The 17,370-nt window shown below is 74.2% G+C and carries 18 protein-coding genes; 11 read left to right on the top strand and 7 right to left on the bottom strand.

Features of this window, described 5'->3' with window-relative positions:
* Positions 1-116: 116 nt before the first annotated feature.
* The 3 genes from EDJALFJO_RS14815 to EDJALFJO_RS14810 all read left to right on the top strand — a co-directional run bounded on the left by EDJALFJO_RS14815 (position 117) and on the right by EDJALFJO_RS14810 (position 2,324).
* Positions 117-947: an ANTAR domain-containing protein gene (locus EDJALFJO_RS14815; RefSeq protein ID WP_143448587.1), complete on the top strand. Its 831-nt coding sequence runs from the start codon at positions 117-119 to the stop codon at positions 945-947.
* A 145-nt stretch (positions 948-1,092) separates the two neighbouring features.
* A complete protein-coding gene (locus tag EDJALFJO_RS35015; RefSeq protein WP_198950309.1) occupies positions 1,093-1,236 on the top strand; it encodes a GPGG-motif small membrane protein in 144 nt (47 codons plus the stop codon).
* Positions 1,237-1,568: 332 nt separating this feature from the next.
* Positions 1,569-2,324 (top strand): hypothetical protein, encoded by a 756-nt coding sequence (locus tag EDJALFJO_RS14810; protein WP_143448586.1) that lies wholly within the window; start codon positions 1,569-1,571, stop codon positions 2,322-2,324.
* 51 nt (positions 2,325-2,375) lie between these two features.
* Here EDJALFJO_RS14810 and EDJALFJO_RS14805 read toward each other — a convergent pair whose 3' ends face one another.
* Positions 2,376-4,016: a bifunctional NAD(P)/FAD-dependent oxidoreductase/class I SAM-dependent methyltransferase gene (locus tag EDJALFJO_RS14805; RefSeq protein WP_088286510.1), complete on the bottom strand. Its 1,641-nt coding sequence runs from the start codon at positions 4,014-4,016 to the stop codon at positions 2,376-2,378.
* A 50-nt stretch (positions 4,017-4,066) separates the two neighbouring features.
* Here EDJALFJO_RS14805 and EDJALFJO_RS14800 point away from each other — a divergent pair, with 50 nt between their 5' ends.
* The 6 genes from EDJALFJO_RS14800 (at position 4,067) to EDJALFJO_RS14780 (ending at position 8,347) form a co-directional block, all read left to right on the top strand.
* Positions 4,067-4,720, top strand: a complete 654-nt coding sequence (locus EDJALFJO_RS14800) for a helix-turn-helix domain-containing protein (protein ID WP_088286508.1) — start codon at positions 4,067-4,069, stop codon at positions 4,718-4,720.
* An 80-nt stretch (positions 4,721-4,800) separates the two neighbouring features.
* Positions 4,801-6,255, top strand: a complete 1,455-nt coding sequence (gene lysS, locus EDJALFJO_RS14795; RefSeq protein WP_088286531.1) for a lysine--tRNA ligase — start codon at positions 4,801-4,803, stop codon at positions 6,253-6,255.
* Between the two features lie 99 nt (positions 6,256-6,354).
* Entirely contained in the window at positions 6,355-7,086 is a 732-nt protein-coding gene (locus tag EDJALFJO_RS14790; RefSeq protein ID WP_088286506.1) for a hypothetical protein, read from the top strand.
* 52 nt (positions 7,087-7,138) lie between these two features.
* On the top strand, positions 7,139-7,300 hold the full coding sequence (locus EDJALFJO_RS35010; RefSeq protein ID WP_198950308.1) for a hypothetical protein: 162 nt from the start codon (positions 7,139-7,141) through the stop codon (positions 7,298-7,300).
* Between the two features lie 379 nt (positions 7,301-7,679).
* A complete protein-coding gene (locus EDJALFJO_RS14785; protein WP_088286504.1) occupies positions 7,680-8,024 on the top strand; it encodes an Lsr2 family protein in 345 nt (114 codons plus the stop codon).
* 161 nt (positions 8,025-8,185) lie between these two features.
* Positions 8,186-8,347 (top strand): hypothetical protein, encoded by a 162-nt coding sequence (locus EDJALFJO_RS14780; RefSeq protein ID WP_198950307.1) that lies wholly within the window; start codon positions 8,186-8,188, stop codon positions 8,345-8,347.
* A gap of 42 nt (positions 8,348-8,389) precedes the next feature.
* On the opposite strand, the gene EDJALFJO_RS14775 is transcribed toward EDJALFJO_RS14780, so the two are convergent.
* The 5 genes from EDJALFJO_RS14775 to EDJALFJO_RS14755 form a co-directional block, all read right to left on the bottom strand.
* Complete coding sequence (locus tag EDJALFJO_RS14775) at positions 8,390-9,946, bottom strand: 4-coumarate--CoA ligase family protein (protein ID WP_088286500.1); 1,557 nt, start codon at positions 9,944-9,946, stop codon at positions 8,390-8,392.
* Positions 9,947-10,084: 138 nt separating this feature from the next.
* The gene (locus tag EDJALFJO_RS14770; protein WP_088286529.1) at positions 10,085-11,110 is read right to left on the bottom strand and encodes a TerC family protein; all 1,026 of its coding nucleotides are present in this window, start codon (positions 11,108-11,110) and stop codon (positions 10,085-10,087) included.
* Between the two features lie 326 nt (positions 11,111-11,436).
* Positions 11,437-12,099, bottom strand: coding sequence for an LUD domain-containing protein (locus EDJALFJO_RS14765; protein WP_088286527.1), 663 nt, complete (start codon positions 12,097-12,099; stop codon positions 11,437-11,439).
* Positions 12,096-13,628, bottom strand: a complete 1,533-nt coding sequence (locus EDJALFJO_RS14760; protein ID WP_088286525.1) for a lactate utilization protein B — start codon at positions 13,626-13,628, stop codon at positions 12,096-12,098. The genes EDJALFJO_RS14765 and EDJALFJO_RS14760 overlap by 4 nt, the downstream gene beginning before the upstream one ends.
* 14 nt (positions 13,629-13,642) lie before the next feature.
* Complete coding sequence (locus tag EDJALFJO_RS14755) at positions 13,643-14,434, bottom strand: (Fe-S)-binding protein (protein WP_088286498.1); 792 nt, start codon at positions 14,432-14,434, stop codon at positions 13,643-13,645.
* Between the two features lie 106 nt (positions 14,435-14,540).
* Here EDJALFJO_RS14755 and EDJALFJO_RS14750 point away from each other — a divergent pair, with 106 nt between their 5' ends.
* Positions 14,541-15,275: a FadR/GntR family transcriptional regulator gene (locus EDJALFJO_RS14750; protein WP_088286496.1), complete on the top strand. Its 735-nt coding sequence runs from the start codon at positions 14,541-14,543 to the stop codon at positions 15,273-15,275.
* Positions 15,276-15,389: 114 nt separating this feature from the next.
* Complete coding sequence (locus EDJALFJO_RS35635; protein WP_233149871.1) at positions 15,390-16,013, top strand: hypothetical protein; 624 nt, start codon at positions 15,390-15,392, stop codon at positions 16,011-16,013.
* A gap of 74 nt (positions 16,014-16,087) precedes the next feature.
* On the opposite strand, the gene EDJALFJO_RS14745 is transcribed toward EDJALFJO_RS35635, so the two are convergent.
* The coding region (locus EDJALFJO_RS14745) for a LacI family DNA-binding transcriptional regulator (protein WP_233149870.1) at positions 16,088-17,158 on the bottom strand (1,071 nt) is incomplete at its 3' end.
* Positions 17,159-17,370: the final 212 nt, after the last annotated feature.

Here is a 17,370-nt window from a genome sequence, read left to right as displayed (position 1 = left end):
GGCCGACTGGAGTCGTGGGTCGTCAGGGCGGGGGTTAGGTTGACCGACGCCGTATGCCCTGAACATCCCCAAACGGGGCGTACTTCAACCCTCTTTGCGGAAGGGATTTCGATGTGGTGACCGCACGCGAGTACGGGGACGAGCTCCTGAGGCGGCTTCTCGAGCACGCGACGACCGCCACCGCGGCGCTCGGCGCCGGCCTGAGCCTCACGGACGGGACGCCGCGCTCGGTCGCCGCGGTCGGCGTCGCGACGGTCCTCGACCCGGCGCAGTGGACGGCCGGCGACGGCCCGCTCTGGGACGCCGTCCGTGGGGCCCGCCGGGTCGTCGTCCCGAGCCAGGACGACGGCGAGGAGCCGTTCGACCCGCGTCGCCACGCCGGGTTCGCCGAGCTCGTCACGGCCCAGGAGCTCGGCGCGGTCCGCGGTCTCGTCGTGACGCCGGGGGAGTGGTCGGGCGAGGAGCCGATGGTGATGTCCCTCTACCTCGACCGGCCGGTCGACGCGGCGGTGGCCGCGGTCGTCGACGAGTACGAGACCCTGCTCGGCAGCGCCCTCGCGGTCGTGGAGTACTGCGCCGGGGAGGAGCTCAAGGCCGAGCAGATGCTCCAGATGGTCCAGTACCGGCGCGTCATCGAGCAGGCCAAGGGGCTCGTCATGGCCGGCGTCGGTGGGGACGCCGCGACCGCCTTCACGACGCTCTCGCGCGCCAGCCAGCACTTCAACATCCGGCTGCGCAACCTCGCCGTCGCGCTCGTCGAGCACGTGGGCCGCGCGCCCGCGGAGGGCCCGGACGACCTCGCGCAGGTCGTCGTCCCGAGCGACCACGACCGCCAGGTGGCGGCGCAGGTCTGGCTCGCGCTCACCGCGCGGCCGAAGGGCCCCGGCGCGCAGCGGGTGGACGACGAGCCGACCGTGCCGGGCGTCGACGACACCTACGTCGGCTGAGCCGGGGGCGGCTGCGGACGTGCGGCCCTGAGGTCGATCAACGTGTGTCGATCACTGTGCATGAGATCGCCACGGCCGGGTACTCGGGTGATCGTCAGACCAGTACCCGCCGGGGATTCCCCCCGCCCCCGAGAAGGAGGCCTCCGTGGCCACGCTCCTGTGGATCATCGCCGTCGTGCTCGTCATCGCCGGGATCCTTGCTCTCCTGCGCCGCCAGATCCTCTGGGGCGCGGTGCTCATCATCGTCGGCCTGCTCGTCGGGCCGGGCGGGGTGAGCATCTTCGCCTGACCGGGGCACCGGGAGGCCGCTGCGCGGCCGCACCGGTGCCGACCGACGGGCCGACGGCCCGTCCGCCGAAGGGGTCCGGCGGGCGGGCCGTTCGCATGCCCGCTGCCGGACGGCACGGTGAAAGGTCACGATCCGGTCGCGGCGGACAGGTTCACCGCGCGCCGCTGCTGGAACTGTGTGTAGTTGCATGATTACTTGGAGTTCCTGATCCGACGACGGTGTCGGATCAGGACCGTGCGTCCCCGGCCCGTGGCCCGGCCCGGGGACGCCGTACCGCCGCGCGCGCGACGGTCCGACGCGCCAGGCGGGCCGATCCGGAGGTGGGACGCACCGTGGCCATGTCGACGGCGCGCCGGGACGGCGGCGTCGGGCCGGCCCTCACCTCCCGGGGCGGCCGGCACGTCGCGCCCCCCGGGACGGGGCCTTCTGCCCTGACGGTCGTCGCACCCCGGGCGGCGCAGCCGCGCGGCCGCCGGGCCGTGCGCGACCCGTTCGACGGGGGGCCGCCCGCGGACCGGGTCGTCGACGTCGCGGACGCCGCCCCGGTGGTCGACGCCGCCCCGGCGGTCGACGCAGCCCCGGCGCTCGCCGTCCGGCCCGCCCGTGCCGGCGTCGTCCGGGCGCTGCTGCACTCCGCGGTCGCGCTCCAGGCCGAGGACCTGCTGCGGACGATCGGCGCGCTCGCGGTCGCCGCGCAGCGCAGCGAGGGCACGACGGCCTCCGTCGACTGGATCGGCTGGGTCGAGCGGGACGTCCGCGACCTCGGCCACCTCGCCCGCGCGGCGCTCGAGGTCGGCGCCTCGCTGCCGGCCGGGCTCGACGTCGGCGGCGGCGACCCGGCCCGCCCGGAGAGCGTCATCGAGGGCCTGCTCGCCGGTCACGAGGCGGTCCTCGGCGTCCTGCGCCACCTCGACGCCGTCGGCGGCGACGAGCCCTGGAACGCGGTCGTCTCGCGGATCGCCGCCCGCCGTGAGGCCGAGGCCGCGGCGCTGCGGGTGACCGTCGGGGACGGCGCCCCCCGGGAGCCGGAGCGGCTGCACGTCGGCCGGGCGCCGGACCGGCACTTCAGCCCGGACCTGCTCGTCTGACTCAGGCGTTCTCTGGTGTCAGAAGCACGCGAACGCGCGAGCGTGGGGTGCTCAGCCCGCCGGAGGACGCGCGGGGCGGCGGCGCGCGACGAGCACCGCGTCGTGCACCGTGCTCACCCCGCCCTCGTGGCCGAGCGCGTCGCGCTCGCGGGTCTGCGCGGCGACGACGTCCCACGCCTGCGGGTCGAGGTCGGCCGCGACCTCCTCGGCGGTGAACATCGCCGCCGGGAAGTGCATCCGGTGCGCCGAGGTGCGCAGGTCGCGCGGGTGGTGCCCGACGACGAGCAGGGTGCCGCCGGGGGCGACCGCGTCGGCGAGCCGGGCGTAGAGCGCGCGGCGGACGTCCCCGGGCAGGTGCATGAACTGGGCCGACACGAGGTCGTAGCCGCCGCCCGCGGCCTGCGGGTCGGTGCGCAGGTCGGCGCGGACCCAGGTCGTGCGGGCGGTGACGTCCGGACCGGCCGCGGCGGCGTGGCCGGCGGCGCGCTCCAGGGCCGTGGCCGAGATGTCGACGCCGGTCACCTGCCAGCCCCGGCCCGCGAGCCAGACGGCGTCCGCGCCCTCGCCGCAGCCGACGTCGAGGGCGCGGCCGGGTGCGAGGTGCTCGGTCTCGGCGACGAGCCAGGTGTTCGGCCGGCCGCTCCAGATCGCCTGGCTCGCGCCGTAGCGCTCCTCCCAGGCGGGGGCCTCGAACATCGTCGCGGCGGCGTGCCGGTACGCGGCGACGGCCTGCCGGGTGTCCTCGGTGACGAGGTCCCCGTTGATCGCCGCCCCGGCCATGAGACCGGCCGCCGCGGCCGACACCACCTGCGCCATGGCCGACGCGACGTTGCCGGCGACCCAGACCCCGGGCGCCGCGGGGGCGCCGTCCGCGCCGGCGGGGACCTGGGTCGCGACGACGTGCCCGAGGACCTCGAGCGGTTCGGCGGCCAGGCCGAGGCCCGCGAGGACGTCGGCCCGGGCGGAGAACGTCGGCGCGACGACGAGCACCTCGAGGTCGACGACCTCCCCGGAGGCGAGCCGGACCCCGGTCAGCGCGTCGTCCGCCGTGAGCACCTCGACGACCTCGCCGTCCACGGGCAGGACCTGCCGGGCCGCGAGTGCCTCGGCCGTCGCCTCGTCGGGTGCGCCGGTGGTGTGCGTGAGGAGCAGGACGTGCGGGGTGAGCTGGCGCCACAGCTGCGCCTGGTGGACGGCGAGCGGGCCCGTCGCGAGGACGCCCACCCGCCGGTCGCGGGCCTCCCAGCCGTGGCAGTACGGGCAGTGCAGGACGTCGCGGCCCCAGCGGGCGGCGAGCCCCGGCACGGCCGGCAGGTCGTCGACGAGCCCGGTCGCGACGAGCAGGCGCCGCGCCCGGACCCGGCCGCCGTCGGCGAGCGAGACGACGAAACCGTCGCCGTCCCGCTGCGCCGCCTCGACCCGGCCGTCGACGACCTCGCCGCCGTACCCGAGCACCTCGGCCCGCCCGGCGGCGAGCAGCTCCGCCGGCGGGACGCCGTCCCGGCCGAGGAGGTTGTGCACGCCCGCGGCGGGGGCGTTGCGCGGCTCGCCGGCGTCGACGACGAGGACCGACCGTCGCGAGCGGACCAGGGCGAGTGCGCCGCTGAGCCCCGCGGGTCCGCCGCCGACGACGACCACGTCGTACGCCGCTGTGCTGCCGTCCGTGCCGTCGTCCGTGCTGTGCTGCGTCATGGGGACACCGTCGGCGACAACCGCACCGGGCAGCAACTAGTCTTGCCGATATGGCAAAGGATGACGGTGTGGTCCTCGCCGGGGTCGGACCCCGGCTGCGGGCGTTGCGGGAGCGGCGCGGGACGACGCTCGCGCGGCTCGCCGAGGAGACCGGGATCTCGGTGAGCACGCTGTCGCGCCTGGAGTCCGGGCAGCGCCGCCCGACCCTCGAGCTGCTCCTGCCGCTCGCGACCGCGTACGGCGTGGGCCTCGACGAGCTCGTCGGCACGGGGACGACGCAGGACCCGCGAGTGCGCCCGGAGCCGATCGTCCGCCACGGCGTGACGTTCGTGCCGCTGACCCGCAGGCCCGGCGGCGTGCGCGCGTACAAGCAGGTGTTCCCGCCGGGGGCGCCCGCGACGCCGCCCCGGCAGGGCAGCCACGACGGGTACGACTGGGTCTACGTCCTCACCGGCCGGGTCCGGCTGCTGCTCGGTGAGCAGGACCTCGTGCTCACCGAGGGCGAGGTCGCCGAGTTCGACACCCGCGTGCCGCACAGCCTCTCCAACGCCGGTCCGGGGGTGGCCGAGGTGATCAACCTCTTCGGGCCGCAGGGCGAGCGGGTCCACGTCCGGGCCCGGACGGCAGCCCGGGGCGCCGCGGCCGCGGGCGCTCCCGGGGACGGCGGCGAAACCCGGTCGGGGCAGGGCCGCACCCGCCGGTAGCCTTGGCCGTCGTGACCGAGGACCAGACGACGCCGGCCGGGACGACGCAGGGCGACGGGGACGACGACCTGCCCGAGCAGATGCGCGTGCGCTACGAGAAGCGGCAGCGCCTGCTCGACGGCGGCACCGAGGCGTACCCCGTCGTCGTCCCCCGCACCCACTCGCTGAAGCAGGTCCGGGACACCTACGGGCACCTCGAGGCGGGCGAGGAGACCGACGACCTCGTCGGCGTCACCGGCAGGGTCGTCTTCGTCCGCAACACCGGCAAGCTCTGCTTCGCGACCCTCCAGGAGGGTGACGGGACCCGGCTGCAGGCGATGCTGTCGCTCGCCAACGTGGGCGAGGAGGCGCTCGCCGCCTGGAAGGCGGACGTCGACCTCGGCGACCACGTCTTCGTCCATGGCCGGGCCGTCTCGTCCAAGCGCGGCGAGCTCTCCGTCATGGCCGACGCGTGGCAGCTCGCCGCGAAGTCGCTGCGCCCGCTCCCCGTCCTGCACAAGGACCTCAGCGAGGAGGCCCGGGTCCGGCAGCGGTACGTCGACCTCATCGTCCGCCCGGCCGCCCGGGAGAACGTCCGGCTCCGCGCGGGCGTCGTCCGCTCGCTGCGGGAGTCGTTCCACCGCAGGGACTTCGTCGAGGTCGAGACCCCGATGCTCCAGGTGCTCCACGGCGGCGCCGCCGCGCGGCCGTTCCAGACCCACATGAACGCCTTCGACATGGACCTGTACCTGCGGATCGCGCCGGAGCTGTACCTCAAGCGCGCCGTCGTCGGCGGCATCGAGAAGGTCTTCGAGATCAACCGCAACTTCCGCAACGAGGGCGCGGACTCCTCGCACTCGCCGGAGTTCGCGATGCTCGAGGCGTACGAGGCCTACGGCTCCTACGACACGATCGGGGCGCTGACGAAGGACCTCGTGCAGGAGGCCGCGCTCGCCGTCCACGGCTCGACGACCGTCACCCTCGCCGACGGCAGCGAGTACGACTTCGGCGGGCAGTGGCGCGAGATCACCCTCTTCGGCGCGCTCTCCGACGCGCTCGGCGTCGACGTCGACGCGCAGACCCCGCTCGAGCGGCTCGCCGAGCTCGCCGCCAAGCACGACGTCCCGGTGCTCGCCCACTACGGCCCCGGCAAGCTCGCCGAGGAGCTCTTCGAGGCGCTCGTCGTCCCGGACCTCTACGCGCCGACGTTCGTCCGGGACTTCCCCGAGGAGACCGCGCCGCTGACCCGCGCGCACCGCACGACCGCGGGCCTGGCCGAGAAGTGGGACCTCTACGTACGGTCCTTCGAGCTCGGCACCGGCTACTCCGAGCTCGTCGACCCGGTCGTCCAGCGCGAGCGCTTCGTCGACCAGGCGCGGTTCGCCGCCAAGGGCGACCTCGAGGCGATGCAGCTCGACGAGGACTTCCTGCGGGCCATGGAGTACGGCATGCCGCCGTCGGGCGGGATGGGCATGGGGATCGACCGGCTGCTCATGGCGATCACCGGCCTGGGCATCCGGGAGACGATCCTCTTCCCGCTCGTCAAGCCCGAGTAAAGCCTTCCTCAGAGCGCCGCCGGGGCGTCCGGCGGCGTTCTAGAGTTCCTCCGGTTCGATCTTCGGCCCGGCTCGGGCCGCATCACCCGGGGGAGTGACGTGGACGTCGGCCGTGCGACCGGATGGCTCGCTGCGCTCGCGGCCCGGCCGGGCGGCGAGCAGCCGCAGCCGGCCGAGGAGTCGCTCGCGCTCTGCTCGACGCTCGCGGCCCGGCTCGCGGACGACCACGCGGCCGGGCTGCTCCACGGCGACGGCCTGCCGCCGGTGCTGCGCGCCCCCGAGCTGCTCGCCGGCGGGCCGGCGACACCCGCCTCGGACGTCTACGCGCTCGCCGCCGGGCTCTGGACGATGCTCGCGGGCCGGCCCCCGCACATGCTGCCCGGTGAGGCGGACGTCGACGCCGAGACGCTGCGGCAGCGGCGCGCGCAGCCGCCTGGCGACCTGGCCGACCTGCCGGCACCGCTGACGTCGCTGCTGCGCCGGGCGCTGGCCCGGGACCCGGCGGAGCGCCCGGCCGACGCCGACCTGCTCCGTGCCGCCCTCGACGACTGCGCGGACCTCGTCGTCTACGCGCGCCGCCGCGAATGGGGGGACCGGCTCCGTCCGCGGCCGGTCGCGACCCGCTCCGACGTCCCCGCCGGACGGACGGGGCCGAACGACGACCCGGACGAAACCGTTCCGGCAGTGCCGCCGACGACGCCGGGCAGCCCCGGGCGGCCGGTGCGCCGCCGCCGGTCCGTCCTGCTCTCGGCGCTCGCCGTGCTGCTGGCGCTGGCCGCGCTCGCGGCGATGCTCGTGCTGACGTCGCCGGGCGGCGCAGGAATGTTCTGACCGGCGCCGCTCCCGGTGCGCCGGGCCGGCCGCAGGTCCGTATTCTGGTGACGTGCTGAAGTTCCTGCTCGCCGTCCTCCCGAGCGCCGGGGTCCTGTTCATCTTCTGGATCGGGATCCGGGCGATGCTCCAGGCCGACCGCCGGGAACGCCTGGCCCAGGCCAGGATCGACGCCGAGCAGGACGCCGCCGCGCGGCGCGACGCGGCCGGCTGAAGTGCCGGCTGAAGGCGAGTCCCGCGGGTTTCGAGGCCTTTTCCGCGACGCGGCCGTCGGCCCGTGACGGCCTCTGCGTGAAGTGTCCCGGCGACGGTCGACAATTCAATGACCGACGTGTCGACGACTGTGACGAAGATCGGCCGCGGATTGGTCGTCACTCGAAGTAGGGACTTCATCACGCGCATTTCCCCGGCCGTCGGGCCGGGGAATTGTCACCCGCGCGCCGACCACAAGAAGACGTCGCCCGCGAGAATGCGGGGTTTCCATTCCGCTAACCGAAGTACGAGTTGACAAAATTTTGACACGGGCCCGGGAAAGGGTCCAATATTCGCCTTAGGCGGGGGATTCATCTCACACAAACTCTGGAGAACTTTCCATGGCCCAGAAGGTCCAGGTCATTCTCGTCGACGACATCGACGGCGGCGAGGCCGACGAGACCGTCAGCTTCTCGCTGGACGGCGTGAGCTACGAGATCGACCTTTCCGAGTCGAACGCGACCGAGCTGCGCGACGCGCTGGCCCAGTGGGTCGGTCACGCCCGTCGCGTCGGCGGCCGGTCCACGGCCCGCCGCGCGGCCGCGCCCAAGAAGAACGGTGCGGCGCCGGCCGCCAAGGCCGACCTCGCCGAGGTCCGGTCGTGGGCGCGCGAGAGCGGCTACGAGGTGAGCGACCGCGGTCGCGTCTCCGCGCAGATCCTCCAGGCGTACGACGAGGCGCACTGAACCGTCCGCGTCCCGGCGCGGTGAGAACGACGAGCGCGCGGCAGGTCCCCACCGGACCTGCCGCGCGCTCTCTCGTCGGCGGGGCCGTCCCGGAGGCGTCCTGCGCGGCCGTCGCTACCGTGTCGCCATGGCGTCGTCGCTGAACGACCTCCCGAAGGTGGGTGCGCCCCGCGACCCGGGCCCTGGCGGCCGCCGGCTTCACGCGCCTGGAACAGCTCGCGGGGCAGCCCCGGCAGCGGCTGGCGCAGCTGCACGGCATGGGGCCCAAGGCGTTGGCGGTCGTCGAGGCCGCGCTCGCGGAGCACGACCTGCACCTGGCGTGACCGGTGCCCGGGTGCGGCCGGTGCCGCACCCGGGCCGACGGGTCAGCCCTTGGCCTGCTCCTTGAGGATGCGCCGCAGGATCTTCCCGGAGGCGGACTTCGGGACGGCGTCGATGAAGTGCAGCCGACGGATCTGCTTGTAGTGCGCGACCTGCCCGGCGACGAACTCCTGGACCTCCTCGGCGGTGACCTCCTGGCCCGCTTTGAGGACGACGTAGGCGACCGGGATCTCGCCCGCCTCCTCGTCGTCCAGCCCGACGACGGCCGCGTCGGCGACCGCCGGGTGCGTGAGGAGAAGCGCCTCGAGCTCGGCCGGCGGCACCTGGAAGCCCTTGTACTTGATGAGCTCCTTGAGCCGGTCGACGACGAAGATGTGGTGGTCCTCGTCGACGTGCCCGATGTCGCCGGTGTGCAGCCAGCCGTCCTCGTCGAGGGTGATGGCCGTCGCCTGCGGGTTGTTGAGGTAGCCCTTCATGACCTGTGGTCCGCGGACCCAGATCTCGCCGTCCGCCCCGACGCCGAGGTCCTCGCCGCCGGCCGGGTCCACGATGCGCATCTCGGTGTTGGGCGCCGTGATCCCCGCGGAGCCGGGCTTGAACATGCCGACCGGGGTGAGGTGCGAGACCGGCGACAGCTCCGTCATCCCGTAGCCCTGGACGACCTCGCAGCCGAGCCGGGCGCCCGCCTCGACGGCGAGCTCGGCCGACAGTGGAGCGGCCCCCGAGAACACCTGCTCGAGCTTGCTCATGTCGTACTTGTCGACGAGCGGGTGCTTGGCGAGCGCGACGACGATCGGCGGCGCCACGAACGACCGCGTGACCCCGTACTCCTGGTGCACCGAGAGGAACTGCTCGAGGTCGAACCGCGGCAGCGTGACGACGGTGGCACCGGCCCGCAGGCCGCAGTTCATGAGGACCTGCATGCCGTAGATGTGGAAGAACGGCAGGACGGCCACGAGCGTCTCGTCCTCGCGCATCTCGGCCGGGCCGAGCACCTGCGCGATGTTCGCGACGAGGTTGCGGTGGCTGAGCATGACGCCCTTGGACAGGCCCGTCGTCCCCGAGGAGTAGGGCAGGACGACAGTGCTCTCCGGGTCGACCGGGACCTGCTCCGCGAGCGGGGCGCCGAGCAGTGCGGTGAACGGCTGGGCGCCCTCGGCGTCGCCGATCACGTAGATGTCGTCCGGGCCGATTCCCGTACCCTCGGCCGCCTTGCGTGCGGCCTCGAAGAACGGCGCGACGGTCACGAGGATCTTCGCCCCGGCGTCGACGAGCTGGTGGTGGATCTCGCGCTCGGTGTACGTCGGGTTGATCGTCGTGATCGCCCCGCCGGCGTAGGCGACACCGTGGAAGACGACCGCGTACTCGGGGATGTTCGGCGACAGCAGGGCCAGCACGTCGCCGGGGGCGAACCCCCGGGCCACGAGGCCGCCGGCGAGCGCACGGACACCGCCTGCGAGCGCCGCGTAGGTGAGCGTCCGACCGCTCGTGCCGTCGATGAGCGCCGGCTTGTCGCCGAGCTCGGCCGCACGGGCCAGCACGTAGTCGGTGAGCGTCGTCGTGGGGATGTCGACGTCCGGCAGCGGGCTGCGGTGGATCATGCGTCACTCCTTCGTGGCGTGTCCAGGCCGTTCGGTCGGTGCGGCCCGTCGGTCACGGTACGCACCGGTAACCGACGCCGCCACCCCCGCGCGTGATCGGGGTCACGAGCGGGGGTGGCGGGTGGGTCGGAGCGCCGGTCAGCCCTGCCGGGGGGCGGACTCGACGACCGTGTCGACGTCCGCGGCGGGTCCGGTGCCGTGCTCGGCGTGGCCGTCCCCGTGCGACCCGTCGTCCGTGCGGCCACGGGTCGCGAGCAGGCTCGTCACGGTGACCGTGGCGAGGATGCCGAGGATGACGAAGAGGCTGAGCAGCGTCGGGACCTCCGGCACGGACGCCCACTCCTTGTGCGCCCAGTGCAGGACGAGCTTGACGCCGATGAAGCCGAGGATGATCGCGAGGCCGTACCCCAGGTGGACGAGCCGGCTGAGCAGGCTGTTGAGGAGGAAGTAGAGCGCGCGCAGGCCGAGCAGGGCGAACGCGTTCGTCGCGAAGACGAGGTACGGGTCGTCGGTGACGCCGTACACCGCGGGCACGGAGTCGACGGCGAAGACGACGTCGGTGGCGAAGACGGCGACGACGACGAGCGCGAGCGGGGTGAGGGCCCGCCGGCCCGCCTGCCGGACGACCATCTTCGTGCCCTGGTAGTCGTCGGTCACCGGGAAGAAGCGGCGGATGAAGCGCACCGACTTCATCTGCGAGACGTCGACCTCCTTGTCGTGCCCGCTGCGGGCGTCGCGGTACACCTTCACCGCGGTCGCGAGGAGGATGCCGCCGAAGACGAGGAAGGTGATCGTGAAGCGCTCGAGGGCCGCCGCGCCGGCGGCGATGAACACGCCGCGCAGGACGAGCGCGCCGACGATGCCGAACAGCAGCACGCGCTGCTGGAGCGCGGCGGGCACCGCGAAGGCGCCGAGCAGGAGCATGAAGACGAAGAGGTTGTCGACGCTCAGGGACTTCTCGACGAGGTAGCCGGTGATGAACTCCGTGCCGCGGGCCGAGCCCCAGTGCCACCACACCCAGCCGGCGAACGCCAGCGGCAGGGCGACGTAGAAGATCGACCACCCCGCGGCCTCCTTGGTGGAGACCTCGTGCGGGCGGCGGGTCAGGAGGAAGTCCAGGGCCACGAGGAGGACGACGGCCCCGATCGTCACGGCCCAGAGCATCGGGGTGCCCACGTTCGCCGGGTCGGCGGCGGTGCCGGTCTGCTCGGCGCCGAGCCACGGCGACAGGGCGGGCAGGAAGGACTGCACGGAGGCGGATCTCCTCAGGTCGGACGTCGCGGGGACGACGCACCCAACCGAGGTCTCCTCCACCCGCACGCCGTGCGGGCCGCCGCCCGGGGTCCTGATGGCAGGACCGTGATGACCGGGACGGCGCGTGGGAGTACTCCCCTCGCTGACCACCAGACTACTGGACTGATCTTTGATGCGCGAATCAAAGGTCGCATGTCGGTGCTGGTCCACCCGTTCGGCCGCCCCCGCGGCCGGTCTCAGCCCTCGACGAGCACGACGACGAGGGTGCGCGGGCCGTGGACCCCCTCGACCCGGTCGAGCTCGATGTCGCTCGTCGCCGACGGGCCGCTCACCCAGGTGAGCGGCCGGTCCGGGTCGAGCCGGGGCAGCGCCTCGGGGACCGAGCCCACGACCTGGTCGGCCCGGACGACGATCAGGTGGTAGTCCGGCACGAGCGTCAGGGCCCGCCGGCCGCAGTCGGGGGAGGAGTCGAGGACGATCGTGCCGGTCTGGGCGACCGCGACCGCGCAGCCCGTGACGACGCCGTCGACGGCGTCGAGGGTCGCGACCGGGAGGGCCCCGCCGTCCTGCGCCGCGCCGTCGGTGACGGTCTCGACGTCCGCCGCGGCGAGCCAGCCGGCCGGCAGTCCGGACGGCGCGGCGAGCCGGCGGGCACCGCGCGCGGCGAGGGCGGCGGCCACCGTGGCGCCGACGGCGTCGGGGGCGCAGCGGTGGACGGTCGCCTTGTAGTCGACGAGCCGGTCGACGAGCAGGTCGAGCAGCCCGGGGGCGCCGGGCTCCTGGCCGAGCGACGTCCGGTAGTCGCGTGGGACGGGCGACGGCTGCGGGGCCGCGCCCCCGGTGCGGCCCAGTGCCGTCCGGATCCTGCGCAGGACCTCGTCCCGGGCGGAGGTCGTCACGACCGGTCCCCCCTCGTGCGGGCCCACCACTTGCGGAACGTCTCGGCGGGCGGGGCGGGCACGTCGCGGGACGTCGTCCACGCCGACAGCGGGGGTGGCAGGCTGCGGATCCGGCCGTCCCGCGCGAGCAGCCGGCCGAGCTGCAACCCCCTCTCCGCGAACGAGAACCGGCCGGCGTCCTGCATGACCCAGGCGGCCGCGGACATCGCGGCGTTCTCCGCGCTCGCCGGCAGGCCGGGCACCCGACGCTGCGCCTGCGCGGTCTCCACGTGCTTGGCGCGCAGGTGCACGAGCATCGAGGGGATGTCGATGCGCACCGGGCAGGCGTCGAAGCAGGCCCCGCACAGCGACGACGCGTAGGGCAGGCTGTCGACCGGGTCGCCGCCGGCGGGGGCGTCCGCGCCGTGGCCGTGCATGCCCGCGAGCTGCGGGGTGAGGACGGCGCCGATCGGGCCCGGGTACACCGAGCCGTAGGCGTGCCCACCGGTGCGCTCGTAGACCGGGCACACGTTGAGGCACGCCGAGCACCGGATGCAGTGCAGCGCCTGCCGGCCGGCCTCGTCGGCGAGGGTCGCCGTCCGGCCGTTGTCGAGGAGCACGAGGTGGAACTCCTGCGGCCCGTCGGGCGCGCCGTCCGAGGTCCTCGGTGCACCGGTCCACATCGACGTGTACGGGTTCATCCGCTCGCCGGTCGACGAGCGGGGCAGCAGCTGGAGGAACACCTCGAGGTCGCGCCAGGTCGGCAGCAGCTTCTCGATGCCCATGACCGTGACGAGGGTCTGCGGAAGGGTCAGGCACATCCGGCCGTTGCCCTCGGACTCGACGACGGCGAGGGTGCCGGTCTCGGCGATCGCGAAGTTCGCCCCGCTCACCGCGACCCGCGCCGCGAGGAACGTGCGCCGCAGGTACGCCCGCGCGGCCATCGCGAGCACCCGCGGCTCGTCGGTGAGGCCGGGGTCGACGTCGGGCATGTGGTCGAGGAAGATCTGCCGGATCTCCGCGCGGTTGCGGTGGATCGCGGGCACGAGGATGTGCGACGGGGTGTCGTCGGAGAGCTGGACGATGAGCTCGGCGAGGTCGGTCTCGACGGCGGCGATGCCGGCCTCGGCGAGCGCTTCGTTGAGGCCGATCTCCTGCGTCGCCATGGACTTCACCTTGACGACGCTCGTCACCGGGTCGTCCGGGGTGCCTGCGGCGCGCACGAGGTCGAGGACGATCCGGTTCGCCTCGTCGGCGTCCCGGGCCCAGTGCACGTGGCCGCCCCGGGCGGTGACGTTCTCCTCGAGCTGCACGAGCAGCTCGGGCAGGCGGGCCATGACGTCGGCCTTGATCGCGGCGCCCGCGGCGCGCAGCTCCTCCCAGTCGTCGAGCTCGCCGACGACCCGTGCGCGCTTGGCCCGGATCGTCGACGTCGCGTGCCCGAGGTTCTTGCGCAGCTGGGTGTCCGCGAGGGCCCTGCGGGCGGCGACGGGGAAGGTGTCCGGGCCGCGCAGCGTGCCGCGCTCGGTGGCGACGGGCAGGCCGGGCATCCCCAGGAACGTCGTCACAGCGCCGCCTCCCAGCCCTCGCCCGCGAGGATCTCCGCGAGGTGCACGGTCTTCGTGCCGACCCGCAGCCGGGACAGCCCGCCGCCGATGTGCATGAGGCACGAGGAGTCCCCGGCGGTGACGACCTCGGAGCGGGTCGTCTGCACCGCGCGGATCTTGTCCGCGAGCATCGCCGTCGAGGTGTCGGCGTTCTTCACCGAGAAGGTGCCGCCGAAGCCGCAGCACTGCTCGGCGTCCGGCAGCTCGACGAGGTCGAGGCCGTGGACGGCGCGCAGCAGCCGCAGCGGCTTGTCGTCCACCCGGAGCATCCGCAGCGAGTGGCAGGTCGGGTGGTAGGTGACCCGGTGCGGGTAGCGGGCGCCGACGTCGGTGACGCCGAGGACGTCGACGAGCAGCTCGCTCAGCTCGTAGGTCTTCGCAGCCACGGCCTCGGCCCGGGCGGCGAGCCCGGTGTCGGCGCGGCCCTGCTCGGCCATCCGCCGGGCCACGACCGCGTGCTGGTGGCGCACCGACCCGACGCACGAGCCGGACGGCGCGACGACCGCCTCGACGCCGTCCCCGCCCTGCGCGCGCGGCCGCAACGCCGTCTCGAAGACGTCGACGTGGTGCTCGACGACCGGCAGCGCCTCGCGCTGGTAGCCGGTGTTCACGTGCATCTGGCCGCAGCAGGTCTGCCCCGAGGGGAACACCACCTCGTGGCCGAGCCGCTCGAGGAGGACGACCGTCGCCTGCGCGGCGCGGGGGAACATCGCGTCCGCGAGACAGGTGGCGAAGAGCGCGATCCGCATGGTCCTCCTCGACCTGGGCGGGCGGCGGCCGGCACCGGCACGCCCGGGCAATGGTCAGACCAAGGTAGCGGTCTGTCCGGAGGAGCGGAAGCGTTAGCCTGCGTCCATGACCGACGACCCGCTGCTGCGGCCGGTGGAACGGACGCGCACGTACGAGGTCATCCTGCGCCAGGTCGAGGAGCTCCTCACCTCGGGCCGGCTGCGCCCGGGAGACCGGCTCCCGCCCGAGCGCGGCCTCGCCGAGCAGCTCGGGGTGAGCCGGCCGTCGGTCCGGGAGGCGCTCAAGGTGCTCGAGGCGCTGGGCGTCGTCGAGACGACCGGCGGCCAGGGCCGGGACTCCGGTGCCGTCGTCGTCGCCCGGCCCGGCGTCGCGATCGGTGCCGCGATGCGGATCCACGTCGCCACCGAGGGTCTGCCGATCGCCGACCTCGTCGAGACCCGGGCGCTGCTCGAGTCCGCGGCGATGCGCCGCCTCGGCCGCCGGGTCGCGGCCGGACCCGACGGTGCCGCGCTCCTCGCCCCGGCCGAGGACCTCCTGCTCGCGATGAAGAGCACGGACCTGTCGCCCGAGCAGTTCCACCACCTGGACACCGCGTTCCACCTCGCGCTCGCCGAGGCCGCCGGCAACGTCGTCGTCCACGTCGTCATGGCCTCGCTCCGGGAGGCCATCGAGGGCTACGTCCTCGACGCCGTCCCCCGCCTGCCCGACTGGCGCACGACGTCCGCCGGCCTGCGTCGCCAGCACGCCGCCATCCTCACCGCCCTGCGCAGGGGTGACGGCGACACCGCCGCGACGGTCGTCGACCGCCACATCCACCAGTTCTGGTCCCGCACCCGCTGACACCGACGACGAACGGCCCGGGCGCCGCCGGACGCGACGGAACGATCATGGAAGGCGGGCCGCAAGGGCGTGCGGACCCGCGCGTCACGGGCGACCCCTAACCGGGAGATCGTCATGAGCGACACAGCACCGACCGTGCAGCAACCTGCAGTCCCCATCACGAAGGCGCGGATCGCCGGGTGCCGGGCGAGCGCCGAGTACTGGGTGCGCGAGCTCCCACGCTATGCCGAACGCAAGCAGCGTCAGGCGGACGGCTGGGCCATCATGTCCGGCGTCGTCGGGGCGCTCACCGGCCTGTCCATCTGGCCGGTGGCCACGGAGACCTCCGCGGTCTGGATCCGCCTGCTCGTCGCCGGTGGGGCGTTGGTCGCCGCCGTCTGCGCACTCGTGCCGAGGGTCTACAACTTCGGGGAGCTGGCCGGTCAGGCCCGTGAGGTCGGCGCGAAGTTCGGCGACTGCTACGGCGACCTCATCGACCTCGACGAGGCGACGACCTTCGACCAGTCGGCGGCCGCTGCCGTGGTCACGGACTTCGAGGGTGCGAAGGCTCGCAAGGACGGCCTCCGTGGCGTGCCGCAGCGCCCCCTGCTTCCGGTGGTGGACCGCAGCGCCTCGCTCCTGCCGCTCATCGCGCGGCTGACCAGCCAGGTCAAGGCGCTGGAGGAGGCCACGAGCACGACCGCGGCGGCGTCGGCGGCGGCGTCGGCGAACGGCGCTGCGGCGAAGGTCGGCGGGTAGGCGTGGGAGGACCTCGTCCACCTGTGCTTGATCATCGTCTGTCGACGCGCAGGGCGACGAGTGTCGCCCTGCGNGCAGGAGCGAGGCGCTGCGGTCCACCACCGGAAGCAGGGGGCGCTGCGGCTGCGGGTGGACTCGCGGACGACGAGGTCGGGGCTGAACTGGACCTGGCGGTGGGTGTGGGGCGGGCCGCCGTTGGCCGCGGCGTCCTCCTCGAGGAGCAGCTCCGCGGCGGTCCGGCCGAGCTGGTGCCGGGGCTGGCGCACCGAGGTCAGCGGGACGGCGGCCGCGGCGGCGAACTCGATGTCGTCGTAGCCGACGATCGCGACGTCGTCCGGCACCGCCACCCCGAACCGCGTCAGTTGCTGGAGCAGACCGAGGGCGAGCAGGTCGTTCGCGCAGAAGACCGCCGTCGGGCGGCGGCCGGCCGGCATGCCGGTGATCCGCTCGCCCGCGCTGCGGCCCTCGCCGACCGTCAGGCCCTCGGTGACGATCTCGGTGAGCGCGTCCGCGGGCAGCCCCACCGCGGCGAGGGCGGCCCGGGCGCCCTGGAGCCGTTCGCGCACCTGGACGATGCCCATCGGGCCGCCGACGAACGCGATCCGGCGGTGACCGAGCTCGAGCAGGTGGGCGACCGCGAGCTCGCCGCCCTCGACGTCGTCGACGGACACGCTGCAGCCCTCGAACCCGCCGTGCTGCGCGCGGTCGAGCAGGACGACGGGGACGCCGCGGCCGGGCAGCGCGGCGAGCCGGTCGCCGTCCGGATCGACCGGGGTCACGAGGACGCCGCGCACGCGCTGCTCGAGGAGCAGGTCGAGGTAGTCGTCCTCCCGGCGGGCGTCCTGGTCGCTGTTGCAGAGGAACAGCGCGAGACCGGCCGCGCGGGCCGCCTCCTCGACGCCCTTGGCGACGTCGGAGAAGAACGGGTTGCCGGCGTCGAGGAGGACGTAGGCGATCGTCCGGCTGCGCCCGGCACGCAGCTGGCGCGCCGACTCGTTGCGGATGAACCCGAGGTCGGCGATGGCCTGCTCGACGCGGGCGCGGGTGGCGGCGCCCACGTGGTCGGGGCGGTTGAGGACGTTGGAGACCGTGCCGACCGAGACGCCCGCGCGGGCAGCGACGTCCTTGATCCCGGGCGGGGACACGGCAACCTCCGAATCGATGCGTCTGAAACGTCCCAGACGGACGGCGGGGGCGCGGTCCGCCGTCTGTGCGCAGTATGCACCTCGGCGGCCCGTCGCCGTCCCCGGACGCGCGACAGGCACTGCCGTGGACTGGAAGCGCTCTCGGACGGAGCGGCCGATGTCGGTCGCGCAACCTCGGTCACGACACGGTAACGCGGTCTTGACGCCCGGGA

The organism is Kineosporia sp. A_224, assembly GCF_002198655.1.
Taxonomy (GTDB): domain Bacteria; phylum Actinomycetota; class Actinomycetes; order Actinomycetales; family Kineosporiaceae; genus R-H-3.
The sequence above is the reverse complement of the archived record's forward strand: the minus strand, read 5'-3'. Positions and strand labels throughout refer to the sequence as shown.